The sequence below is a fragment of the Faecalibacterium prausnitzii genome (assembly GCF_003287405.1).
Lineage (GTDB): Bacteria > Bacillota > Clostridia > Oscillospirales > Ruminococcaceae > Faecalibacterium > Faecalibacterium intestinale.
On record NZ_PRLD01000001.1, the window covers coordinates 183,154 to 206,663 of the forward strand.

30 protein-coding genes and 1 pseudogene are annotated in these 23,510 nt (G+C 51.3%); 1 reads left to right on the top strand and 30 read right to left on the bottom strand.

The window, feature by feature from the left end; translation table 11 throughout:
• Positions 1-55 precede the first annotated feature (55 nt).
• From C4N24_RS00870 to C4N24_RS00885, 4 genes and pseudogenes are all read right to left on the bottom strand, one after another.
• Positions 56-1,180 (bottom strand): AAA family ATPase, encoded by a 1,125-nt coding sequence (locus C4N24_RS00870; protein ID WP_112089917.1) that lies wholly within the window; start codon positions 1,178-1,180, stop codon positions 56-58.
• Positions 1,177-1,506, bottom strand: a complete 330-nt coding sequence (locus tag C4N24_RS00875; RefSeq protein WP_015538530.1) for a plasmid mobilization protein — start codon at positions 1,504-1,506, stop codon at positions 1,177-1,179. Before C4N24_RS00875 ends, C4N24_RS00870 begins: the two co-directional genes overlap by 4 nt.
• Positions 1,503-2,579: pseudogene (locus C4N24_RS00880) on the bottom strand (tyrosine-type recombinase/integrase). Before C4N24_RS00880 ends, C4N24_RS00875 begins: the two are co-directional and overlap by 4 nt.
• 4 nt (positions 2,580-2,583) lie before the next feature.
• Entirely contained in the window at positions 2,584-2,769 is a 186-nt protein-coding gene (locus tag C4N24_RS00885) for a hypothetical protein (RefSeq protein ID WP_015538532.1), read from the bottom strand.
• A 333-nt stretch (positions 2,770-3,102) separates the two neighbouring features.
• On the opposite strand from C4N24_RS00885, the gene C4N24_RS00890 reads away from it, so the two are divergent.
• Positions 3,103-3,606: a helix-turn-helix domain-containing protein gene (locus C4N24_RS00890; RefSeq protein WP_112089918.1), complete on the top strand. Its 504-nt coding sequence runs from the start codon at positions 3,103-3,105 to the stop codon at positions 3,604-3,606.
• A gap of 413 nt (positions 3,607-4,019) precedes the next feature.
• On the opposite strand, the gene C4N24_RS00895 is transcribed toward C4N24_RS00890, so the two are convergent.
• The 26 genes from C4N24_RS00895 to C4N24_RS01005 form a co-directional block, all read right to left on the bottom strand.
• Positions 4,020-4,292 carry a helix-turn-helix domain-containing protein gene (locus C4N24_RS00895; RefSeq protein WP_112089919.1) on the bottom strand — a complete coding sequence of 91 codons (273 nt, stop codon included), beginning with the start codon at positions 4,290-4,292 and terminating at the stop codon, positions 4,020-4,022.
• A 159-nt stretch (positions 4,293-4,451) separates the two neighbouring features.
• The gene (locus C4N24_RS00900; protein ID WP_112089920.1) at positions 4,452-4,844 is read right to left on the bottom strand and encodes a hypothetical protein; all 393 of its coding nucleotides are present in this window, start codon (positions 4,842-4,844) and stop codon (positions 4,452-4,454) included.
• An 89-nt stretch (positions 4,845-4,933) separates the two neighbouring features.
• A complete protein-coding gene (locus tag C4N24_RS00905) occupies positions 4,934-5,242 on the bottom strand; it encodes a hypothetical protein (RefSeq protein ID WP_112089921.1) in 309 nt (102 codons plus the stop codon).
• 19 nt (positions 5,243-5,261) lie between these two features.
• Positions 5,262-5,984 carry a peptidoglycan DD-metalloendopeptidase family protein gene (locus C4N24_RS00910; RefSeq protein WP_146746775.1) on the bottom strand — a complete coding sequence of 241 codons (723 nt, stop codon included), beginning with the start codon at positions 5,982-5,984 and terminating at the stop codon, positions 5,262-5,264.
• A gap of 168 nt (positions 5,985-6,152) precedes the next feature.
• Positions 6,153-6,293: a hypothetical protein gene (locus C4N24_RS15210; protein ID WP_181573014.1), complete on the bottom strand. Its 141-nt coding sequence runs from the start codon at positions 6,291-6,293 to the stop codon at positions 6,153-6,155.
• Positions 6,293-6,625, bottom strand: coding sequence for a hypothetical protein (locus C4N24_RS00915; protein WP_022257305.1), 333 nt, complete (start codon positions 6,623-6,625; stop codon positions 6,293-6,295). The genes C4N24_RS15210 and C4N24_RS00915 overlap by 1 nt, the downstream gene beginning before the upstream one ends.
• A complete protein-coding gene (locus C4N24_RS00920; RefSeq protein WP_112089923.1) occupies positions 6,622-7,866 on the bottom strand; it encodes a hypothetical protein in 1,245 nt (414 codons plus the stop codon). The genes C4N24_RS00915 and C4N24_RS00920 overlap by 4 nt, the downstream gene beginning before the upstream one ends.
• A gap of 516 nt (positions 7,867-8,382) precedes the next feature.
• A complete protein-coding gene (locus tag C4N24_RS00925; protein ID WP_146746776.1) occupies positions 8,383-10,110 on the bottom strand; it encodes a hypothetical protein in 1,728 nt (575 codons plus the stop codon).
• 15 nt (positions 10,111-10,125) lie between these two features.
• Entirely contained in the window at positions 10,126-10,389 is a 264-nt protein-coding gene (locus tag C4N24_RS00930; protein WP_022257308.1) for a hypothetical protein, read from the bottom strand.
• A 12-nt stretch (positions 10,390-10,401) separates the two neighbouring features.
• Positions 10,402-10,578, bottom strand: a complete 177-nt coding sequence (locus C4N24_RS15215) for a hypothetical protein (protein WP_022257309.1) — start codon at positions 10,576-10,578, stop codon at positions 10,402-10,404.
• A gap of 77 nt (positions 10,579-10,655) precedes the next feature.
• The gene (locus tag C4N24_RS00935) at positions 10,656-11,243 is read right to left on the bottom strand and encodes a hypothetical protein (RefSeq protein ID WP_112089925.1); all 588 of its coding nucleotides are present in this window, start codon (positions 11,241-11,243) and stop codon (positions 10,656-10,658) included.
• An 11-nt stretch (positions 11,244-11,254) separates the two neighbouring features.
• Complete coding sequence (locus C4N24_RS00940; RefSeq protein ID WP_112089926.1) at positions 11,255-12,649, bottom strand: radical SAM protein; 1,395 nt, start codon at positions 12,647-12,649, stop codon at positions 11,255-11,257.
• On the bottom strand, positions 12,588-12,878 hold the full coding sequence (locus C4N24_RS00945; RefSeq protein ID WP_112089927.1) for a hypothetical protein: 291 nt from the start codon (positions 12,876-12,878) through the stop codon (positions 12,588-12,590). The genes C4N24_RS00940 and C4N24_RS00945 overlap by 62 nt, the downstream gene beginning before the upstream one ends.
• A 14-nt stretch (positions 12,879-12,892) precedes the next feature.
• Positions 12,893-13,477, bottom strand: coding sequence for a hypothetical protein (locus C4N24_RS00950; RefSeq protein ID WP_112089928.1), 585 nt, complete (start codon positions 13,475-13,477; stop codon positions 12,893-12,895).
• 1,118 nt (positions 13,478-14,595) lie between these two features.
• Complete coding sequence (locus C4N24_RS00955; protein WP_112089929.1) at positions 14,596-15,627, bottom strand: hypothetical protein; 1,032 nt, start codon at positions 15,625-15,627, stop codon at positions 14,596-14,598.
• 16 nt (positions 15,628-15,643) lie between these two features.
• Positions 15,644-16,225: a DUF2612 domain-containing protein gene (locus C4N24_RS00960; protein ID WP_112089930.1), complete on the bottom strand. Its 582-nt coding sequence runs from the start codon at positions 16,223-16,225 to the stop codon at positions 15,644-15,646.
• Positions 16,225-16,458 (bottom strand): hypothetical protein, encoded by a 234-nt coding sequence (locus C4N24_RS00965; RefSeq protein WP_112089931.1) that lies wholly within the window; start codon positions 16,456-16,458, stop codon positions 16,225-16,227. The genes C4N24_RS00960 and C4N24_RS00965 overlap by 1 nt, the downstream gene beginning before the upstream one ends.
• A complete protein-coding gene (locus C4N24_RS00970) occupies positions 16,455-17,969 on the bottom strand; it encodes a hypothetical protein (RefSeq protein WP_112089932.1) in 1,515 nt (504 codons plus the stop codon). The genes C4N24_RS00965 and C4N24_RS00970 overlap by 4 nt, the downstream gene beginning before the upstream one ends.
• A complete protein-coding gene (locus C4N24_RS00975) occupies positions 17,944-18,324 on the bottom strand; it encodes a hypothetical protein (RefSeq protein ID WP_112089933.1) in 381 nt (126 codons plus the stop codon). The genes C4N24_RS00970 and C4N24_RS00975 overlap by 26 nt, the downstream gene beginning before the upstream one ends.
• Positions 18,324-19,067: a Gp138 family membrane-puncturing spike protein gene (locus tag C4N24_RS00980; protein WP_112089934.1), complete on the bottom strand. Its 744-nt coding sequence runs from the start codon at positions 19,065-19,067 to the stop codon at positions 18,324-18,326. The genes C4N24_RS00975 and C4N24_RS00980 overlap by 1 nt, the downstream gene beginning before the upstream one ends.
• Position 19,068: 1 nt before the next feature.
• Positions 19,069-19,965, bottom strand: coding sequence for a hypothetical protein (locus C4N24_RS00985; RefSeq protein ID WP_112089935.1), 897 nt, complete (start codon positions 19,963-19,965; stop codon positions 19,069-19,071).
• A 3-nt stretch (positions 19,966-19,968) separates the two neighbouring features.
• A complete protein-coding gene (locus tag C4N24_RS00990; protein ID WP_181573016.1) occupies positions 19,969-20,292 on the bottom strand; it encodes a phage baseplate plug family protein in 324 nt (107 codons plus the stop codon).
• Between the two features lie 16 nt (positions 20,293-20,308).
• A complete protein-coding gene (locus C4N24_RS00995; protein WP_112089937.1) occupies positions 20,309-20,872 on the bottom strand; it encodes a phage baseplate protein in 564 nt (187 codons plus the stop codon).
• Between the two features lie 6 nt (positions 20,873-20,878).
• Positions 20,879-22,813: a tape measure protein gene (locus C4N24_RS01000; RefSeq protein WP_112089938.1), complete on the bottom strand. Its 1,935-nt coding sequence runs from the start codon at positions 22,811-22,813 to the stop codon at positions 20,879-20,881.
• On the bottom strand, positions 22,814-22,966 hold the full coding sequence (locus C4N24_RS15220) for a hypothetical protein (RefSeq protein ID WP_181573017.1): 153 nt from the start codon (positions 22,964-22,966) through the stop codon (positions 22,814-22,816).
• A gap of 17 nt (positions 22,967-22,983) precedes the next feature.
• Entirely contained in the window at positions 22,984-23,499 is a 516-nt protein-coding gene (locus C4N24_RS01005) for a phage tail assembly chaperone (RefSeq protein ID WP_112089939.1), read from the bottom strand.
• Between the last annotated feature and the right edge of the window lie 11 nt (positions 23,500-23,510).

The following is a 23,510-nucleotide window of genomic DNA, read 5'->3' on the forward strand; positions in this document are numbered from 1 at the left end:
ATTGTGACGGTATTTTACATAGTAGCAAAAATACCGTCACAACCGTCACGAATCGTCACGCCCCAGAATTTTCCAGCGTTAATTTGACTACCCTACCCTCATGGGTGCGCCTGCTTTCGTACCGAATTCCATAATCGTTGTAGAGCCTGTCGGCACTCACGTTCAGCTTCCGGGTCAGGATGTTTGCCTGTATGCTCACACCCGACAGCCGTTCCAGCAGTTCCGTGGGCGTACCACTCCACTCCGGCTGTTCCGGGGTGAGCACCTTTGCCACCGCTTCCAGAAGCGGGTCGGGCGGCAGTTTCCAGAGTTCCGTTTCGGCTCCTTGGAACTCCCACACGCAGCGTTCCCGGTCAAACTCCAACGTCAGCTCCTGATCCGGCTGGTCGCGTCCTACGATGTCCAGCAGGGCGGTGTTGTCCGTGCGCCGCTTCTTCTGCATGATGAATGCGCCATCCGCTGCCCCCAGCAGGCCATTGGTGCCGGAGATCATATCGAAGCTGTCTTCAGCTTCCATCTTCCGGGTGTGGTGGACCACCAGCAGGCAGATGCCGTACTTGTCGCTGAAGGTTTTCAGCTTGGTCACAATCTCGTAGTCGCTGGCGTAGCTGTATCGGTCACCGCCGATCTCCCGCACCTTCTGCAGGGTGTCGATGATGATGAGCCGCACATCCGGGTGCTCCCGGATGAAGCCTTCCAATTGCTGGTCAAGTCCCTCGCTCACGGACTTGGCTTGTGTTGCGAAGTAGAGATTGCTGGTCTCCTCTACCCCGAACATCCGGGAGAGCCGCCGCTGCAACCGGGCGTAATCGTCCTCCAACGCCAGATAGAGGACGGTGCCTTGATGCACCTCGTACTCCCACAGCGGAAGCCCCATCGCCACATGGTAGGCAAGCTGCCCCATGAAGAAGGACTTGCCCACCTTGGGCGCTCCTACAAAGAGGTAGGTGCCGCTGTACAGCAGGTCGTTCACGATGGGCTTCCGGGGTGGATACACCGTGTCGTACAGCTCGGTCATTGATACCGTGTTCAGCCCGAAATTGTTTGACTTTTTCGCGGCTTGCAGATTGATTTGCTTGTCAGAATTTGTTATAATATTGGTGTTGATTTTTGAGGACGACTGTACCGCATCTGCGCCAACAGATGCACTTGATACGGTCGTTTTTCTATTGTCCGTCATTCGCATTCCTCCTTAAGTCCGTTCAACGTCAGAGCCACCATTTGCAGGGTCTCCAGCAAGTCCGGCGGGACTTCTTCATCCACGGCCAGCCGCTGCAATTCCTGATAGATCAGCTTCATCTGGTCTCGCAGGGCTTTGTAGACCCTTGGGTTGCCTACCACGGTGATTTCCCGGTCGGTCAAGCGGCGGATGATATACTCCTGTTTGGTCAGCCCGGAGAGCTTTACTTTGGCTTCCAGAACCTCGTCCTCTTCCGGGGACATTCGGAAGGCTACCACCTTGTTCCGCCAGCGGCCTTGCTGGTCGAGCACTCGTTCCATTTTCATCTCTCCTTTCGCTCCATGTTCAGCTTCTGCGCCATCTCCTGCTGCTTTGAGGGGAAGAGATGGGCGTACTTATAGGTGATGTCCACGCTCTCATGTCCTACCCGGTCTGCGATTGCCAGAGCCGAGAAGCCCATCTCGATCAGCAGCGATACATGAGAGTGCCGCAGGTCGTGGATTCGTATCCGCTTTACTCCGGCTGCCTTGGCTCCCCTATCCATCTCGTGGTGCAGGTAGCTCTTGGTCACCTCAAAGATCCGCTGGTCTGGCTGGACTTTGTAGAGGGATTTCAGATAGTCTCTGATCTCGTCCGTCAGAAACTGCGGCATCTGGATGACCCGGACGCTCTTGGGTGTTTTCGGGTCGGTGATCACATCCCGGCCTTTCAGCCTTTGATAGGATTTGGTGATGGAGAGCAGCCCCTTGTCCAAGTCGAAATCTGCCGGAGTCAGAGCCAGCAGCTCGCCCTCCCGGATGCCACACCAGTAGAGGACCTCAAAAGCGTAATAGGATTGCGGCTTGTCCATCATGACCTCTGCGAATTTGAGGTACTCTTCCTTTGTCCAGAAAAGCATTTCCTTGTGCTTTTCCGACCCCATGCACCCGGCTGTGGCTGCTGCGTTTGATTTCAGCCCGTAGAACCGGACGGCGTGATTCAGAATGGCACTGAGTTGTCCATGCAGCGTCTTGAGGTAGGTCGGCGAGTAGGCCTTGCCGTTTTTGTCCCGGTAGTTCAGCATCTCGTTCTGCCATGCGATCACATCCCGCGGCTTGATCTCGCTGAGCCGCTTTTATTTGAAATACGGTAAGATTTTCGTTCGGATGATATGCCCCTTGACAGACCAGGTGTTTTCCCGGAGTCGCTTTTTCTTGTCCGTGATATAAATTTCCACGAAGGCTTCAAAGGTCATGGTCAGGTCTGCCGCCTGCTGAAGAAGGAACTCCCGCTCCCACGCCAGAGCATCCTTCTTGGTGGCAAACCCTCGTTTCAGCTTCTTCTGCTTCACACCTTGCCAGTTTTCGAAGTAAAAGGAAGCGTACCATGTGCCCTGTTTGCTGTCCTTGTAGGCTGGCATCTTATCACTCCTCTCCTGCCCCGTAGATCTTCTCCTGATAGTACCTCCTGCTTACACGGCCTCCCACGGTCGTGTAGCCCTTGGCCCTCAGTTCTTCGTTCCACTGGGCGATCATTTTGTACGCCAGACCCTGCGAGATGTCCAGCTCCTTTGCCAGCTCGTCTGCCTTGATAAAAATGCTATTTGCCATTTTTTGTCCTTTCTTTGTCGGTTTCGTTTCGGTGCCGCTTCATCCTCGCTGACTTCCGGCAGGCATATCCCCTTTGCGGTGCTGTGCCGTCCCCTTGTGGAGCGCTCGCTTCCTTTCGGAAGGTCTTGGCGGTTTGAATCAGTTTGGCGGTCATTCAATTTTACTAAGCATTTTTGCTTATCTTTTTGTGTTCTCATTATACTAAACACATTCCGTTAAGTCAAGAGGTTTTCAGGTAAAATCTTAAACTTTTTTGTTTATTTTCTATTGCACCTCCTATTTTTCTGTGCTATACTAGGTTCAACAAATATGTTTAAGTCAGGAGGCAATCGCATGGCAGTCGGTGACCGCATCAAACGTGCCCGCAACTTCCGAGGCATGACCCAGAAGGAACTGGGCATCGCCATCGGGTTTGAGGAGAAGAGCGCAGACATCCGCATCGCACAATACGAAAGCAACACCCGCACTCCTAAAGAAGAGTTGCTCCGCAAGATTGCGGAGGTGCTGGACGTGAACTACCGTTCCCTCTATGAGCCGACCCTGTACGCCGCAGAGGATGTGATGTACACTCTGTTCGAACTGGATGAGCACTATCCCGGCACCCGGCTCTACGAGGTCACAGACACCACCGACCCGGATCTCCCTGAAAAGCACATGGCAGTCAGTTTCCGGTATCGTCTGCTGGATGAGTTCTTAAAAGAGTGGCAGCTCCGTAAGAAGCAGCTCCGGGAGGGCGAGATCACCAAGGAAGAGTATCTGGAATGGAAGCTCAACTGGCCTCAGACCGCCGACGGCTGCGGCCGGTACGAGCCGAAGAAAAAGTGGCGTAAAGAATAAAAGACACAAAAATGCCCTCCGAAAAACTTACCGTTTCTCAGAGGGCATTCTCATGTCTCTCTTTATGAATAATCGCCTGATAGTATCAAAGCAGTATCACAGAGCCTTTTGACTCTCAAAATATTGCATTGCATCAATACTTTTCAGGGTTTGCAGATTACTCGAGCTCGATTCCGGAAAGTAGGTTTTTGGTTATACCAAGTCCATTTTTCCGGTTTTGGCGTGCATAAATTCCGTTGCTTCCATTGTGTGTTTTTGAGTGCACAATGGATTGCTGTCAAATTGCTGTCACGGGTCTTTGGCTATCTATCAAGTGGTTCATTCAGGTGTTAGGTACATTATTATAATACACCTGTTTGCAAGAAGCGTCAATGGGCATAGAAAAAGAGGGCAGCTTTACGCTGTCCCCTCTCTCACTCGCCATCTTTCCTTTGGTCTGCCACAGGCTTCTCAAAGCCAGTCCGGTTTCGTACCCGCGGTTCAGGATTTGGTTCCCGGACCAATATCTCGGTCGGGCTACAGTCTAGCGCTTCGCAAATGAGGTCTAAGTGATTCAGATTCATTCGTTCGGCGATTTCGTTGTAGTAATCGCTGATCGTAGTGGGGCGAATACCCGTGGCGCGTGCCAGATCTGCTTGTGTCCATTTCAGCTCGCCTAGCCTCTTGGACAGTAAAATTCTAATCATATTCTCGCTCGCTCCTTACAATAAAAGATAACTTTTTCCACTGGAAAAGTCAGGAAAATGTTAGATTATCACGAATCTTGTTATTTTTTATCGTAAAAAAGTAAAAAACACCCCCGTTACCCATCAGACTATAAGTCGAAGTGGGTAACGGGGGTGTAATCATTTGCTCCGAGTATTCAGGTCGGCAAGCTGGCGTTGGTCGGATTCCCTATATCGCTCATCCACACCTTCCAGATGTGCAAGGCTTCTTTTCAGTTCTCCATTCCAATAAATCTGACCCGTTTCGGTCTCCATTCGCTCAATGCCGGCACAAATGCAGGATAGCAGGTCAAATGTAGCCTTTCGGCTGTCCATCTGCAAAATATACCGTTCTCGGCGCTGCTCATCGTCCTTTTCGCGTTTCTTTGCGGCACGATCAGCAGCTCCCTTGATAAGGATTTGATTCACAGCAAAACTAATCGCTCCACCCAGAAGTGTTCCAAGAAAAGCAACTACCGCTAAAAGCCACGCCGGAACGGCGACAGTGACTGTTTCAGCTGTCTCTGCAAGCACCTACATCCTCCTTTCAGTCCTCCGGCTGTGTCAGCAATTCGATCCATCTCGTTACGGGAAGACGATCCAAGAGCCAATTCACAAGCCGCTTAAGCATTCTTCAGCACCTCCAGCCCAGACTTTGCAGCGTTAAACGATGTCTGGACTGCTTTGCGAATTAAGTCGTCCGTCACAAGGAAGCGAATCGGTGCAGGCACCTTTTCGCGCAGCCAAGACACAACAACCGCAAGGCGCGCCTCGCCCAGTTTGGTACCAACGAACTCCTTCTCCGCTTTGGAGATAGCATCGATTGCCCACTCGATCAGAAGCGCCTTATAGCCGAAGCGAATCGCCACGACGGACAGAACTGCCATAATCAGAATCACGATACAGGCGGTAACAATATTCATAACGCTCATAGATTATAACCCCTTTCTCTCAAAGCAGCTTAGCGAGAGCCACCTTTGTCTTTGCTCCAGCAATGCCATCAGCTGTCAGACCGTGAGCACTCTGGAACTCCTTGACTGTTTTTTCGGTATTCGCCCCGAAGATACCGTCCTTGTCGATTCCCAGTGCACCCTGCAGCACCGAATTGTACAAGCGCTGCGGGAAGCCGCTGGTGGACTTTTTCAGGTTGCTGGGTCCGAAAAGTTCTGCGACCCAGTTGGACGTGTATGCAGTAGAGCCTGCCACATTCGGGATGCCTGCGTACTGATGCACCGATACATACCCAGTAGAAATATCGTTGATGCGAATTTCCCAATGCAGGTGACTTCCGGTGCTGTGGCCGGTGCTGCCCTCAACACCAATCAGATCTCCCGGTTTCAGCTTCTGCCCAACGGCCACGTTGATTTTGGACAGATGCCCAAAATACATATAGTAGGCAGTGCTGCCGATACGAACCACAACACGTTGGCCAAAACCTTTCTTCGGAAGCGTTGCACACTCCCATCCAGCACGAATAACCGTACCGTAAACCGGGCAATAGATGCTTTTGTCTCCAATGCCCACGAGATCATATCCTTGGTGATATGTACCGTTTGCTCGCAGGTTTCGGTATGCCTGCGACACTCTGAAAGTGCCCTTATACGGAGAAATCAAAAAATCCACCTCTATTCCAAACAAAAAAGCCGCGCTGACCATCAGCACGGCTTCTCTCAACACTTTATAGCATCGTATTCGGCTTGCAGGATTGCTCTCTGCTCACCATAATTTTCAGGCTCTTCTCCTGTTTCAGCTGAAATGTCCTCCCAGCAATCCAGAAGATGAACCGCCGATGCTAACAGAACTTCGAGCTTTTGTTCTCGGCTCAAATAAAAGCACCTTCCATCAGGATTCCTTCGGTCGCGGACCGCAGATACGCAAGGCCTGCGCCTTGGTCAACTCGCCCTCGTCAACCTTTTCCCACACGCCTGCAGCGGTGATCTTCTTCATGCGGTACATAGTGCGATAAAACTGTTCCTTGCCCATTACAGCTCACCTCCCATAAACAGAGTTTCCAGCACGCTCACACGCTCTTCCAGAGAGGGCGCAGCTTCATCAGCGGTCGTCCATGCTTCTGCATAGACCCACCAATCATCAGCCGCCGCCGTGATGCTTTCCACGGTTTCCTCTGCATAATCGGAACCCAACTTGCAAAGAGCCGTGGTGCACTCCCACGAAGTACCGCCCTGCTCTCCTTCGGGAGCCTCGGTTCGTACCTCATGAGCGTCCTTACGCAGGTACAGCCAAGCCGTACCGTCCGGCAGTTTTTCCAGCGTTACCGCCTGCGGATTATGGTCAAGGTTCTCGGTAAAAATCATGCTGCTATCCTCACTTTCTTCATTGCATTTCTTTGTGTCGTTACGCGGATTGCTACTTTTGCGGCCGTGAACAGCTTTTTCTGTTTTAGGGCTTCGCTGATTGCACGAGATTTTGTCCAGTCAAAATAGCCGTTATAGCTGACCAGCTTGTATGACCGCCAGACCGGCACATATCCATTTCGTGAAACATCAGCCTTGGCTCGAATGTACTGCCGCCGAGCCCTCAGAAAAATTCGGGGGCGTATCGTGGTGTAGGTACGGTGCATCACATAGCCAGCCATATCCAAACCCGGGCATCCTTTTGCCGCTCCCGTTAGGTGTCTGCGTTGATGCTCTTCAGCGGCGCTAAGGAAGTCAACACGAACCCACTCGTTTTTTATTGTCAATCCCAGTTCGGTCAGCGCCCACTTAGTCAATTTTCGGGCTGCGCTCTGTATGTCAGCCCATCGCCGGCCAAACAAAACAAGGTCATCCATATAGCTACCGCTGCGGATCACGAATCGCGTGGATGCTCCACGGCGAATCTTTGCATAACTCATGACCTTGACCAGCATATAGCTGGCAACAAGGTTAAAAAGCCACGCTTCAAGATAGCCGCCGATAAGCAATCCCTCACCAGGAGCCATTGCTAAAAGACATTTGACAACAGCCAGAAGCCATGTTGCTCCCGGGATTTCTTTCTGCAGGATCTTCATCACAAGTTCCTGTTTTGTGTGGGCGTATGCCCCCTGCACATCCAGCTTTATTGCATACTGTATGCCAAGACTTTTTCTGCGAAGCCAACGCTCGACTTGACGTTTCAAAGCGATTTGTCCCTTGCCGGGAATGCTGGCAAATTGATACGGCAACAGTTTTGCCTGAAGCAACGGGCGAAGTCCAAGTACCGCCAAATGCCCAAAAGCTTGGTGCATTGGGCAGCAGTTAGACAGTTCCCGCCGTTTCATGCTGATTCCATCAATTCTGTAGAACACGCTCACAGGGTCAAGATCAAGGTCGTCTGTTTCTCCGTCCAACAAATCTTCTATCCGTTGCTCCATTTCAAGAGCAATCCCATTTACGGCTTCTAAACGCGGGTTCCAGTCGTTTACGCGGGCGGCGCTCGATAGTTGTGCACGGCTTACACCTCCATATTTTTCCACCGTAGCGAGGTAATCCCGGCGGAACCATTTCTTATCAAAAGCTTCAAGGACAGCACGCTCGCACATTTCATGATTGAGCGACAAGTACCTCTTTGTTTTCATATCCTTAAAGCCTCCAAACTTGCTGATGTTCAACGGATTTCGGTTGCCGCTTCTGGCCTTAAATCAGGCAAAACGGATTTCTACTACTCACCGCCACGCAGTCCCAAAAACTGCGGCCACGCTCTCACCAATGCGTCCGTATATCTCGAAACGCTCAGCTGCATGGTGTCGGTATAACATGATCTTAGTGGTCAAGCCACAGGCGCAATGAAACGCTTATGCCCTTTTGAGGGCTATTTATCATCAGCATTCCGGGGCACGCCGTTCCAGTTCGAGTTCGCCGGGGAATTGTTGCCATTCGCGCAAGGCAGGCCGCAGTTAGCACCGTCATCAAGGTTGCCACCGCGCCACGGGGCGTACAGGCCAGCCGAACTGGGCGAATTAAACGCAGCCACACGCCGCTTCATTGCTCCATAAAATAATCGGCTTGCGCCGATGGTAAACCATCGGCGCAAGCTGGGAAACGTGAACGGGGATTAGGGGGTTACACCCCCTCTATGTGCCTACGGCACATATTCACCCTCTCTTTTTGCCCGAGCCAGCAAGCCGGGGCACGCCGCACCAGTCCGAGCTCGCCGGGGAAACGCAGCCAAACGCGCAAGGCAGGCCGCAGCCAGCACCGTCACCAAGGCCGCCACCGCGCCACGGGGCGGACAGGCCAGCCGAACCGGGCGAAAAAAACGCAGCCCGTACATAGGTGGAACCGCTGCCATTGAACTTTTCATACATCATGGCTTCCGCGCCCAACTTGCCCAGCTTACGGATATAGTGCCACGACCAAGCTACCTTGTCGTTCAGGTCGAAGGAGCCAGTCTGGGCATAGTCAGAAGAAATAGAACCGACCTGCTTTTCACCGCTCTTGCAGGAGAACACGTCATAGTGCCAGTGGTCATCATCCACGATGCTGGCCTTCCACAGAGGGTCAAGCTGTTCGATGTAGGCACCAATCTGCATCTCGATTCCAGCCACGCGATACGGATATTTGCCGTTGGTCAGACTCCCGCGGCATCCATCGCTATGACCCGGCACGCACTCTGTCGTGCCGGACTCCCACGGCATAGTAGATACCAGCATCGTGGTCGTAGTGTTGATGGGAGCGTCCAGTTCAAGGTTCAAAGCCGCATACTCGGTGTCGTTCACGGTCACATTGGTAATGCTGGAAATCTTTGCCCAGCTGAAGATATTGTGATTGTAGTCCGCGTTGCGGTCTGTCCCTGTATTCTCGCCACGCTCACCCATACACACAGCAGAGCCCACGAGGAAATTTGCCCCCTGTGCTTTCGTCACAAGCACACGCTTTACGCTGGTTTCTGCCGCAGCGAGGGTGTACTGGGAATAGTAGGCCGTGCAGCCCTCCAGTTTTCCGCTGTTGCTCAGCGTCCAATGGCGCAGCCGCCACTGAGCCAGAACATACTGCTGGTCGCAGTCAGTCCACAGGGCATCATAAGCAGTGATTTTACGAGCCAGAGGGATAGCGGCGTTGGCGCTTGTCCACGGCATCGGGGGCAGTCCAGCACCGCTGGTCATGCCGCCCTTGGAATTTTTACCGCCGTAGAAAGCAGGATGCCATGTCAGCCAGCGGCGGCTCTTATCCGGGGCTACATCACCAGCCATAGGTTCATAACCGCCACCGGAGAAGGTGCGCCAGCTGTTATAGATGTAGGCGCCATCCTCCCACTCCTTCAGCATCAAGGACAGAGCGAAGCAGTAAACGGGTGCGGTTTCGCCGGAAAGGTCAAACCCGGTTTCACCCTCAACTGCCAGCACGTTCATGGTGCCATCTTCCAAGGACAGCGCATTGGCGCGAATGTACCATGTGAAAGGATCCTCTTCCGACCAGTCTGCGGTTTCCGGGCTGGTGTCAGTCAGAAGCGGAGCCGCTTCACGCCCGTCTGCCAGATCATCCAGCGGGGTGCCGGTGTAATCACCACTCACATCATCACTGTAGAAGCGAACGGTGTAGGTTTTGCTGCGAGCGCTCTCTGCGAGCATTTTCGCAAAGCGTTCCAGGCGCTGATACTTCGTCACGCCATCACCGGCAGACAGCGGCCACCAGCTCCAGAAGATTTCTGTGGTATTTTTGCCATCCAGCAGACCGCGGAATGTTGCATCCACGAATTCCGCGCCGGCAGTACCAGCAGCAATGCCTGCCAAAATGTCATTTTGGCGTTTCATCTGAGCGACCAGTTCCAGACCGGTTTCGTCGCTCATAGGATGATTGATAAGTTCCCATGTGTCAGCCATTTCTTATACCCCCTTTTAGGTGCTTTTCTTGATGAAAAACGACAGCCGGCCGCTCTCGTCCGGGCCAAGTGCATAGCTTGCAGAAGCAGCGCTTGCCGCAGCCTGCTGGGCCGCAGCCGTCGTCTTGTTCAGCAGATCCTTCGATGTCTCGGCAGCGGCCTTGCTGGTCTCTGCACTATCTTTCGCCGCATCCGCAACAGCTTTTGTCTGACTATACAGTTCATCCAATTTTGCTGCTGATTTCCTGCGGGCGATTGCGTAGGTCAAAATATCAATCATACGCCACCATCCTTACATCGGGTAGAACTTCCCGGTAGAATCGGCGATGTAGATATTGCCTGTGTGGATAACCAGTGCTTGCGCCCCCATCGGTGCAGATTTGATATTCTGCAGGTCTGCTTCATCGTCGCAGTAGTACACCGTGGCCGGCTGGGCTGCGGTGCCATACTGCTGCATAACTTTGAACATAGAAACTCCTTTCCAGATTATAGCCATGCAACATCTGTAAATCTGATTTTTGTTAGAAAATCACGGAATCCGTGATTTTAACTGCTCCTGCGGACAAAAAAAGAGAAACGGCCATCGACATCCGGTCCGAACGCAAAATTGATAGATGCCGCTGACCCCGCCACTTGATTGGCAATGTCCGCTGTCCGGTTCATGTAGGTCAGCGCATTTCCTTCGGATGTTCGCGCGTCTGCCGCGCTATCTCTCGATGCACGTTCGCTTGCTGCCGCAGAAGACGCATTTTCCGTGGAGATTCTTTCGGACTTACTGGCCGCGATTGCGCTGGCATTTGCGGCAGATGCACTCTGCGCTGCGGCCTGCTCTGAAGCACTGGTATTGGCTACCAGCCGCTTGATTTCTTCGACGTTTTTCAGAATTGCATCTGCCACATCATCGCGGATTGCGTAGAGCAGCCGCCATTCATCAGCCCCATCCAAAACGTACTGCGCGGCCATTTCGATGCAGTATGCCTGACTGGCCGGCTTTGCGAATTTCTTGACCTTGTACGATGAACCCGTGCTTTTGCTCGTAGGCAGTCCTTTGACATCTTCCATCGTGTCCACATAGAATGAGTACCACGCTTCGGTCTCGGTTTCCAGCAGGGTACTCGCAATCAGAATCGCCATACATTCTCCTTTCAGCCGATTCCATTTTCATCAGCGAATTTCAGAAGGGTTGCTCTTTCGATTTTAAGAAACTCTTCATAGTCGGCAGCGGGAAGTATCTCGAGAGCATCATCTTTTGGCAGTTCAGCCTTGATGGGAAGGCAATCCCCTATTTCGATGTACCGCCGGTTGTGATAGTATGCGCTTGCAAGAACGCGGGCTTTATGAGCCCAGCAGATGCCTGTAAAGCGTTTATTGGCTGTTCCGTACATCTCGTAGTTCAAGCCAGAGCACCAACCACAACCGGCAGAAACAGGACATTCCAAGCATTCCTTCGAGGATTGCGATGTAAGAGTGATTGCGTCAAGTTCTGCTTTTGCCTGGCGCTGGGCATCCATGACGTACAGCCCATCGTAAACGCTGCCAAAGCGAACCTTTTCCGATTTTTCTTTGCCAATGCTGATGGGGGCATACCGAATACAGGGGTATGCGGATCCATCAGGCGCAAACGACATCATCGCTCCGGTTCCGCCACAAAAATTATTATTATTCATAGCTTTCCCGCCGAGAATATCATCCAGCATGGTGATGGAGACATCCAGTTGCTTGGAGATAATGTAGTCCGAAACGGATTTCATTTGCTCATACAGAGCCAAGCCATCCGCAGGTGTGTAGACAGGCTCGTATGCGTAATTGCACGCAATGTCCGTACATCCTTCGTCCAGCATCATTTTGATGCTGTCAGCGATATACCGGAAAGAACCAGGCACAAAGGTCATTTTCGAGTTCAACCAGCCGTATTTACTCTTTGCATCCTGAAATGCCGCCCATGCAGTAGAAAAACTGCCGTTTCCGTCCGCATCAATGCGGTATCGGTCGTGCAGTTCCTGAATGCCATCGATGCTGATGGTCACAGACATCAGTTCATGGTACTTTTCAAAAAGGTGCTGGGCCTCTTGGGAAAACCACAATTTTCCGTTTGTGGCAAAGGAAATTCTGGTAAACGGCGCAAGCGGAACACCCCTGCGGAAGCACTCAGCAAACCAGTAGTCGCAGATTTTTTCAATCAGCGCCGCCTCCAGCAAAGGCTCGCCGCCAATAAAATCCAAAACCACGGCCTTCGTGCGGCGGTTGATGAAATCCGAAGTATTCTGTTCGTACAGGTCAAGCAGATAGTCAACGATCTTTCGACCCGTTTCGATACTCATGTGCTCAGCACCTTTGTGGTGCTCATAGCAATATGAACACCGCAGATTGCACCCGCTTGTTACTTGAAAGGTGATATTTCTGCAGAGCGCGTGATTTACAGAAATATCATCGCCCGCGTATAACCGTTGTACCATGTTGGAGTAGTCTTCATGTCTTTTACGGATCAAGGAGATGTACCTCCCCTCTGGCGATATCGAACCAGAATCTTTTAATTTCATCCTCAGGCTCCGTATAGCGAGAAATAATCGTATCCTGCACCATTTTGAGTTTCATCTGAGACGCACGGCACAACTCTGCATAGTGGATGATGATTTCCTTAGCATCGGCACTTGCTTCTGCATTCAGATTCCGGCCAAGGACAGAAATGAGCCTCTCGTAAGAGTCTGCTTCATAGAAAGCCCGTTCCAAGGTTTCGCTTTCTTCGGGTTTCAGCTCGATAACTTTCACAGCCTACTCCTTTCTCAGCAAGCGTCCATCTTGGGAAGTCTTTCCACAATCCGCGTGTAACGTGCGCGGATCTTGTTCATCGTTCCAAGCGCAGAAGTTAGTGCGCGAAGATTGTTGTTGAAGTCCAGACGCAAATATTCGGTCAAGGTACGCAGAACATACCACATAGCGAAGATATCTGCGTCTTCAGAACAGACATACTCCCCGGCGCTCCGCAGTGTATCCCCGCATTTCAACTGCCTTGTGACAGGGTTTGCAGAGAAGTTGAACGTCCGTGCCGCCAGGCCAAGCGCCAGCAGATTCTTACGCTCATCGGGCGCATTTTCAATTTTGCAGGCTTCCAGCGCCGAATCCACAACCGTCAGGCAGTAGACAAACCAGCTATCGAAGTCCGTTGCATCGAGGGCGCAAAGAGTGCCAGCATAGCCCAGGCACCAGAAAAGGCTGTCCTCTCCACTCGGTGCGGAAGCAAGAAGTTCATCCCAATCTGTCACTTCTACGTTTTCCTGCTGGAGAACCTTCAAGATTGGCAGGTTTCTGAGATATGATACCTCCGCCTCAGAGTCAGCATTATGTGCGAAATGAAGAACGGCTTCCATTTACTATTCCCCCTATCCTTAATTCTTGGACCAAAGAAAGCCAGAGCAACTAGTACAACCTCCGCTGCATGTACCCTCGCAGTTATCTGCGCAGGTGGCAGTGCAGCTGGTACAAGCGGTGTCGCAGGCAGTTTTACAATACTCCCCGCAAGTTGTTCCGCAGGTGTTATTGCAAGTGTTATTGCAAGATTTGCCACAACTAAGAACGCATGAAAGCTGGCACGTTCCACCGCAGTCTTTTGCACAGTTTGACTTGCAAGATGATACGCACTGGGACGAGCAGTCATCTTTGCAATTCTCGCTGCATCCGCCTTCGCATGTGCTAGAACACCCATAGCAACTCCCGTCGCATCCTCCAGAACATGACCCAGAACAACCTCAGGAACAATTGTTTGCACAGTTTTTGGTACAAGTTGTATTGCATCCACCTGTGCAGGAACCAGTGCAGGTACTTGTACAAGTGCTTGTACAAGTACCCGTGCAGCTCCCTCCACAGTCATTGGCGCACGATTGTGTACAGGTTCCTGTGCAGGTGCCAGTGCAAGACCCGGTGCAGGTTCCTGTGCAGGTGCTGGCACAATCATTGGCGCACGACTTAGTGCAAGACCCGGTGCAGGTTCCTGTGCAAGTACTCACGCAAGAGCCGGTGCAAGAACCAGTGCAATCATCGGCACAGCTTTTTGTGCACGAGCCAGTACAACCGCCCGTACATGAACCGGTACAGCTGGAACAGGCTGAATAGCAACCCGTAGTGCAGAGCCCCGAGCAAGCCCCGCCGCAGCCGCTGGATGTGGCAGTTTCAGAAATCGCGCTCAATTGGCTAAGCAGTGCAGCCGCCCGGGTGAGCACATCTGCAGCAACCTTGGAGCCGTTTTCCGGTGTGATAGCGCTTCCGGTAATCGCCGAGATAGGCTGTGTAATTTTCTGGATGTGCTCATTGGTAATTTGTCTACCGGCCGCAGGGGCGACAGAAAAAGAACTGATATAAGCCGCCACACTTCCAACGCTCTGGCCCTGTCCTTTCCCTTCGCTTTTTCCGCGACGATTAAGTTCAGCGTCCAGCTGTTTTTTAAGTTCTGTGTAGTCGGCCGAGTAAACCTTTGTGCTTCTTTGAGCCATCACACACCACCTACTCTCACCTTCACAAGCCGCAGATCCGTGCGGTTATCACTCTCACAGGCGTATCCCACAATTTTGTTCGCCGGGTACGATTCGCACGAGCCGACCGCGCGCCCAACGCCGGGCGTGCTGGACAGAACGATGTAATCGCCCGTATGGACAGGACCAACCACTTTCGTGTGAACACGTCCTGCTAAGGACACCGGAATAAAATCGGGCAGGTTTTCCTCAAGGAAATCCTGCCCTTCAGCCACTTTATTTCCACCAATGAGCATAGCGTACTCATCCGTGTGGATGCCTGCGATACGGCTAGATAGGTTCGTGGCCTTGATATACCGTTCCATCTGGCTCCCAGTATCCAGAGCGATAATATCACCGGGTTCGGTCTGCTCGCCACGCGGCATGAGCTCCGCATAGTCGTTGTAGACCGCATCGTAGACACGCTGCGCGGAAATATCGCCTGACACCGACAAAGACTTAAAGTGTGCATCACCTGCGGATGTCACATAATGTACCGTGCCGTTTGCAAAATACACCGTTCCGGTGAACGTGCCGCCCGCATTGCGCATTGCGCCAAGGTTTTTGCAGGCATCAGCGGAGGTGCCAGAACCTGTACCACCGCGTTCAATCGGAAGGTTTCCGCTTGCGATCTGGCTTGCCGAATGCTCATGCGTAGACGGTGCGAAAGCATTCGCGTGTTTACCATCGATCGTATCGGCATCGCAGCCTTCCATCAGCCCGTATGCTGCCAGCAGAGCCACAATCTGCTTCGCCGTAAAGTCGCTTTTAGGCAATGCGCTGTTTGCTGTCCCCTTAACAGTAGACAGGTCGGAAATGGCCTGATTCAGCAGGGCACTCAAAATATATGTGACCATGTTGAACTGCTGGCTTGTCGGTTTTCCGTTCAGACCACCGACAATAGAAGCCCAGCCGCCTTTCCAATCCTCCAGCGAAATGTCTTGCTTCACGCCAGACATCGAAAACGCCACAGTTGCATAATCTTCAAGCGCCCCGGCGCGACCTTCTGCCATAATAAATCACCCCCAGTTAATTGATGGACTGTGCAAACTTTCCTTCGCCGAAACCTGCAACTCGCGGATTGAGATCCACAAAGCCAAAGGTTTCCGCATCCTCTGTCGAGCAGTCCACGCGAACCTTTACGCCCGCAGGACGCACAATAAGGTCATGCGTTCCTAGAATAGACATGACCATATCGGAAAACGGTGCTGAAATCGAAAGAAAGATTGTTGCCGGCGTGTCTCGTCGTTCACTATAAACCACCTGTGTTGCACCGAAAATAATTTTGGTTGCTTCGATGATTTCATCCGGCGTGCATCGGCAGGAATTGACAAAAGCCTTATACTTCAGGCAAACGCGATAAATATTATCATCGTCTGCAAGTTCTCGGCTTCCAATCATCGCTCCGGCCTGCTGACGGGTCAGACAGACTAATTGTCCAAGCCGATCAAGCCAAACGCCCGTGCAGCTATCAAAATCATTCAGATTTTCCAGACCTCCAAGGAACAAAGAAGCATTTTCGTACTCCGGCGCAACAGCCCAAATGATACCGTCCAGATTTGACATTTTTTCAACACTGAGAGGTGTTTCTTTTAGGACTTCATAGCCCATCAGGACACCCCCTTACTGGAAAACTGTAAAATCCATTTCCCGTCCGAATTCTTTCGATAGATTGCAGGCGGGGCAATAACTCTGGCGATGCTCCCCATCTCACAATCTTCAGGCAGATTCTTCAGATCATCTACGGTGTCGCAGATATAATCGCCCATTTTGCTTTCTTCAAAGGATTCCAGCTGAAACTGCATTGGCAGCTTACCATACATTTCCTTGTAAGCGTCAATCATGCTTTCACCACCCGGATGCCGCTCATGCTAATGATTGGCTGCTGATTGATTTGAACCGGTACTATGCCGGTCAGCATAGAGCTATCGGCAACCGTCTCAATTTCAGGCTTTTCACTCAGCAAGCCCCGGATTTCGATATAATCAACACCGGACACGTTCTCCATAATGGGACGAATGAATTTTTGCAAGCGAATCGTTGCGCCCGCCGAAAGATTTTCCTCCATCAGCAAAGATTTGATTCTCGCTACATAATCATCGTCCAGCCCGCCAGAACTCGTAACCGTAATAGAAAGCAGTAGATAAACGTCATTCACGCGAGTGAATTCCAAATATTGCCGATTGCCGTTGACATCGGTAGCGTAAGCATAATGCTTTCCGTATGCGCGGATGCCACCCGCCTTGTTCTTCCAAATGATATTGGCCACATCTTCGTCAGTGCCGCCCTGAACCACGATTTCAATGCTGTGCGGTGGTCTACCCTCTGCATCGGTCGTATCATTGTAGTTTTCGTATCCGGCTGCAAAGGTCACGCCCTCCACATCGCTGTATAAAAGCGAAACGATGCTCGCAACCGTGCCGGTGCCGCGGCTTGCGACGCGGTTTGTATAACTTGTTCTGGCTTCGGCATCTGTCTGGGTCAGCCGACCCTTAATCGGCGTGATATCATTGGTGCAGGCTGTCCAACCGTCCACGGTAGTAACAATCTGTGTGATAACACCCTCAGCCAGCACATAGCTGCCATATTCCGCGCTTTCAAACTGGATATTGCTGGTCACTTCCGTAACCGTAATGTACTTGCACAACGTTGCCGAAAAGCTGTCAGCGGCGCCCGATGCAGTCAAAACAATTGAATGCTCTCCTTGATCGTCGGTTTCGTCCGAAACAGTGATGCCGAGCTTTACCAAAGCATCAAAAGACTTGACAGCCGCAAGCATCTGCGAGTACGCATCGTCATACGAGGACACGGTCATTTTCTTTGTGACGCTGGAACTTTCTGCATAGGTTCCAACTTCTCCACTGGTCGCATTGCGAGAAACGCCAAAATCAAACGTAAATGTTCCTGCAATGCTTTCAATTGGACGAATTGCCAGCTTTCTCCAGTTTGCGCTGGAGATTATGGATGCGCTGACCGCCTGAAAAGTACGTTGCGGTCGGCTGCTCGACTGAATCAAAGCGCCAACTGGAATGACCGTTCCCTCTTGGCCAGTACAAGAGATAAAATACTTAGTTTTGGCCTGTCCAATGCGGCTCACCCCGCCCACCTGCATCACGTTATCTAACGCAACGCCGCAGGCCGTATTGGGGAAAAGCTGCTGATATGCAGCAGCATAAGCCTCCCAGAGTTCCGCCGGGGCATCCGCAAAAATTGTAAACAGGATGTTCATCACGCTTTGTGGGTTCTCCGATGGGTCAACTCCAACCTCGTCTTTAAACCTTTTGCAGATGTCGGTGTAAATTTCATCCAGTCGGCGCATTTGAAAGCCCTTATCTGTCACTCCGTAGTCCGACATGGGACAGTTCCACCTCACTTTCTATTTCTCCTTCAGTGGTGGTCGCGGTAAAAGACGCTCGGAGCGTTCTAGTCTTTGCATCCTTTATAAGGTTGATGGTGCCCACCCCTGTTACGCCATCAACGGCGAGGATTTGGTCTCGCAGGGCCTTCTCGATCAAGGCTCGATTCGGAACCTTCACAAGGATTGTTTCAAAGTAAGGCGTGCCCATAGCGGTATTGAACACCCATTCTCCTTTTATCCAGCGCAGACGAATTTGCACACCCTGCCGAACGGCATCGATGATTTCAAAATCGCCGGTTTCGTTGATGAACAAATCTCCATCAGCCGCAAGCGCAAGGTCTTTCAATGCCATTACTGCGGCCCTCCTGTCAACCCGTGCACACCCGCATGAGTATGCGTATTCATCACGATGCCGCCAAGTGTCAGCGTTCCAGAAATATCCACATTGCCCTGAACCTGAACATTTCCTTTTATTTTCACATTGCCAGTCACATCAACGGTCGCTGTGGTGATTTTCACACTTGCAGGAAGTTTCTCAACCGAAGTGCCTCCGTTTTTCGACTTAATGCTCCCGTTGGTCACCTTGATTTCCGACGCTCCCCTTTTTACAGTGACAGAGTCATCTTTCATCGTGACAACAGTATCTTTCTTCTTTAGTTCGATGCTGTCTTTCTTGACGGTGATGGTCGCAGTCGGCGCAAAAACAACTGCTGCGTCCTCACTGCCGGCACGCTTAACCTGCTCGCTAGACGATGCAGGCAAGCCCGGCAGCAAGGTTGCATTGGATAAGTCCCACTTCAAGTCTGTTCCAGAGCCGCCCTCTCCGAAAATAGCCACACATCCATCCCCGGAATGCACAGGAAACGCAAACCCGATTGTGCCGCCTGCTCCGGTAGGCATCAGGATGGCCGTGCCCGAAATTTTAGGGTAGGGTACTTCCCTATCATCATCGGTCGTTACTTTCAAATCCGGCGTTAATTCAGCAGTGAAGTTTTCGGACACGTTACCGACCTTAGCAGGTGCCGAGGTGTGGATATTATCCCTCATGTACTGGTCGATGGTGCTCACGACTGCATCGCGGAAGTCCTGATCCACGCTACTTCACCTCCACAAACTGCCCAACGCATTGCCAATCGTCGCCCTCCGTATCGCCGGTGAACCTGATTTTTGACGCTCGGTAGTTCCCCTTGTACTCTCTGGATTCCACTTTCACATAATCGTCAATCTGAATATGGCCATTTAGGCAATATGTAACTTCAATGCCTTTTTTGGCCTTTCTTTTGGTCGTATTAGAACTCGCGTTCTTGCTCGTTGAAGATTTGCTACTGGTCGATGCGGATTCAAAGAAAGGCTTCGGTGAACCAATCATGCCGGAATCAGCCGAAAGGACATAAGCCGCCATCGTTAGAGGTTCATCCAGAGCACATATTTGAACGATTCCGTTTTGAACGCTCCAACGAAGCTTGCTTCTATCACACAGTCGCCCGATAAGCGTCTTTCCTGTGCCAACAAAAGCAAAATTCTTAAAGTCGATCATTTTAGCCTTGGGAGAAAGCTTAACTTCGCACCCCATTTCTTGAGCAACATCCCTGACGATTTTTTCTCCGTTCACAACACCCGAATAACTCAGGCTCACCGTTGTATCTCGTGCGGATGTAAAGCTATCCACAAACTCAATTGTGGTCTGTCGATCCGCGCCGTTTGTTTCGGTTTCAAAACACGTCAGAGAACCGCCCATAATAACAGGCAGGTCATCGCCATATCCAGCACGCAGTTCAATCAGGCAATCTTCCTGCTCCAAAAGGCGCAAGGTTTCATCCGCCAGATTCCAAAGTGTGATTTTCCCTGTATTAGAACTTGAACTATCGCCAATTTCACAGGAAAAGGAACATCGGATAACCCTCTTCGTTTTTTCGTTAGGCTTTCCGATTTCGCGGCCAACAGAATTATTTTTCCCGATTCTTACTCGGTACTGTCTATCCCAGATGTCCATCTGTTACACTCCAAGCTGTTTTGCAGGAAGGTATAACAATTTTGCCTTTCCATCCACAAAATCGTTGCGGCCAATTGTTTCCTGCTCCGTTTCAACGCCAAGAACGCCCGGTGGACCTCCTTGGGTTTGATAGTAGAAATTCCAAATCGTCCCCGGCACGAGCCGCGCCATGCCGAGGATAATATTCATTTCTGCGTCATATATACTGAGCATCCAAAAGCCACCGTATGCGTTCCATGTCAGCCGGAGATTGTAGTACACTTCATCAAGGTTCACGCGCATGATGGAATCGTTTCGGTCCGGCACAGAGATTTCATAGTATTCCAAATCCATCGCCTATACCTCACTTAAACAATCCTATGGCTTTTGCCCCAGAACAAAGAATACTGCTGCGGGAAGAAGATTTTCCGCTGCTGGAAGATTTTGCCGTGGAGGTGCTCTTCTGGCTCGCACCGGTATTCTTTTTAGACGTTCCTCCGCGAGCGTACTTTATGCTGATATTTGCAGTTTCTGTCGAATTGATAGACACCTGCTTCAATTTCAGTTCAATACGTTCGCAGTTACTTTCCTCTTTGGGGAACGTCACGCTCTCGATGCAGACATTCTCATAGCTGTCACCGCCGGCCGTAAAGGTCATCGGTGTTCTTTTCTCCCACAACTGCCGCAACTCCTCGACAGCACTCTGTACCCGGCTCGATGATGCCGGGTGCCGGTCCGCCCATGTAATCGGCGCGTTAGAAATCACAGCTGTGACATCAAGCGTCACCGCTTCCAGACAGATGTGGTCACTGGCGCTATACCCTTCTTCCGTTGCGTAGTCCGGGATCTTGCTGGACAATGTTTCCGGGCGTTTGATGATAGCATCGAATTCAAAATCTCCCAAGCGTGCGGGCTGTGTCGCTTCCATCAGGCATCACCTCCCGTAATTAAGCGCATGCGTCAAATCTTTCGTAGATTGCGAGGACTGCGAACTCACGGTAGACTGCAGTTTGGATGCGGCATTGCGATCAGACACTTGGAACGTGTAGCTTTGTCGGTTTTCCTGTTTTACAGTGATGTTTTTGGTGTTCGTAGTTTGAGCAATCGGCCGCTGTGATGCCGTTGTTGTAGACACCGGCCTTCCTCCCGAAATAAATGCACTGGCAGCATTTCTACTTGTGGCAGTGCTCCCAGAGGAAGTCTGCGTCCCTGTCGGTGATTTACCATTGCTTGTGCGGCCGCTGCCACCAGAGGATTTTCCGCCTCCCATGCCTCTAAAACCAGGCGAATTCTTATCAGGACCGTCCCCGCCATCAGAATCATCGACATCACCGCCATTTCCACCGGCAAAGAAATTTTTTACGCCGTTCCACAGGTTCTTAGCCCAGGTGATTTTATCGCCGAACCAGTCAAAGAATCCTTTCAGCCAATCCCAAATTGCCTGTGCGCTTTCTTTCAGTGGCTCCCATGTTTCGCCAAAAGCAGCGCGTCCCAAACCATTCAGAATATCGAGGAAATCTTGCCACAGTTCCTTACAGCCTGTCAGGAATTGCGTCCAATCACCGGTCTGAAAGCCGGTAATCAAGCCAGCCAGAAGGTCGAATAGGTGCCCGCCCAGTGTGATGATGTCTGCGGTCAGGTCAACTAGTCCTTGCCAAAGGGCTTGCAGAACAACTAAAATCGCACCTTTGTGTTCCTCCCAGAACTGACCCAGCGAATCAAGAGCGTCTCGGCCAAATTGCTTTGCCCCCTCGAAGAACGCACTGATTTTCTCTCTCAATGCGTCAACGTCAACACCAGCCTCGCTCAGGAGTCGCCCAAAGACGCTATCGCCGCCCTGCAGGAAAGTAAAAACATCTTCCAGCACAAGGAACAGTAAGAGCCATTTTGCGGCCGCAAGGGCAGTTTGCAGATTAAATCCTTGCAGGAGTTTCACTGCGCCCACTAGGAAAGACAGAATCTTGTTTCCGTTGGTTGCAAGGAACAGAGCTGCGGCGACCATCGCAATCAGCTTCAACAACTGTTCTACGCCGCCAAGTTTCTCGGCAATATTTTTCAGCCACGAAGTCAGCCGTTGTGCTTTTCCTATCAGGAAATCGCTTATGGTTTTTATTGTTTTGCCAATACTGGTTGTGATGCCAAGCATGTCATCTGCGCCTGCAAGCCAAAGCCCCCACTGATTTCTGACATAAGTAAGAGCGTCCCCGATGCCGAAACCGAGTTCATCAAAGTTCTTTTGAATGTCGCTTTCCGCCGCAAAGAACGCTTCTTTCAGTTGCTTTGCGGAAAGTTTTCCGCTCTCTGCCAGATTTTGGAGCTGCTTTTCGGACACTCCCATTGCAGACGAAATGGCTTTCACCACCTCCGGGGCAGCTGTTTTTAAGTTGGAGAAGCCAGATTTGTCCAGCTTGCCCGAAGACATAGCCTTTTGCAGTACACTCATGGTGTTGTCAAGATTTGCTTCTCTGCCGGAGCCCTTTTCCAGCTTTTCGACAAGCGAAACAAACTTCACAGCATCATCAACCGGGAACAGTTTACTGTTCAACTGCACCAGCTTTGTCACATCTCCGGCCATGGCTCCGTATTCTTCACGGCAATCCTGAGCCCCTTGCAGAATCTTCTGCTGAATATCCGCTTGATCTCCCATCTCGCGGGTTGCCCCGCGGATGGTATCGTTGATACTGCCAAATTCCTCTGCAAGACTAGCAAGCTTAGTAAAGGAAAAGCCGATGCCGATTGCTCCAAGTGCTTTAGCTGCAAAGCCTTTTACTTCGCTGATAGCGCTTTTTGCGTCATCAACAGAGCTTTTATCGACCTTGAACAGAATTTGATTGACGAACTTTCCGATTACAGTTTCCTTCGCCGCCACTTATGTATCCCCCCTTCTGTCCTCTTGGCTTTTGGCGTACTCAATGTCCCGCTGCATCATAATCAGGTCGTAGAGTTTTAGCATTTCATCCAGATTATAAACATAGGTCAGTTCGTACATCGAAGCCACCCGCTCACGAATCAGGGTATACATAATCCATTCAAGGTTCGTTACTCTGTCGTTGTCGAACTCTCCGTACTGTTCGAGCTGCCCGCCCGGCGCACTTTGATAAGGCCTCCAAAGAGGGTGCTCGCATCTTTGAAAAAACCGCTGAAGTTTAAGCGAATGACCTCAGCACAAAGATTGAGCATTCCGGCGAGGTACTGGCAGAAAATTTCATCAAAATCATCCTCGCCCATGACCTCATAAGTGTTTTTCTCAGGATCCAAAACGCGGATGTTGCTGTGATCCAGCAGGAGCTCACTCACCAGTTTGCTCAATGCGTTGCCATTGATGCGGGCAAGTGCCTTGACCAGCGAGTCTTTGTCCATGTCCATCCCGTCAAACATTTCCATGTTGACAGCATCCTTATCGTCGCTAGCAACCGACACGGTGCCCAGAATCGGCAGGATGATAGATGCAACATCGCCAAAAATGTAGGTGGCATCCTTGGCACCGAATGGACGAACCTTGAACTGGTATTCGCCAACCGTGATGTCGCGCATCTCCATGCGTTTCATTTTCATATCAGGTTTTC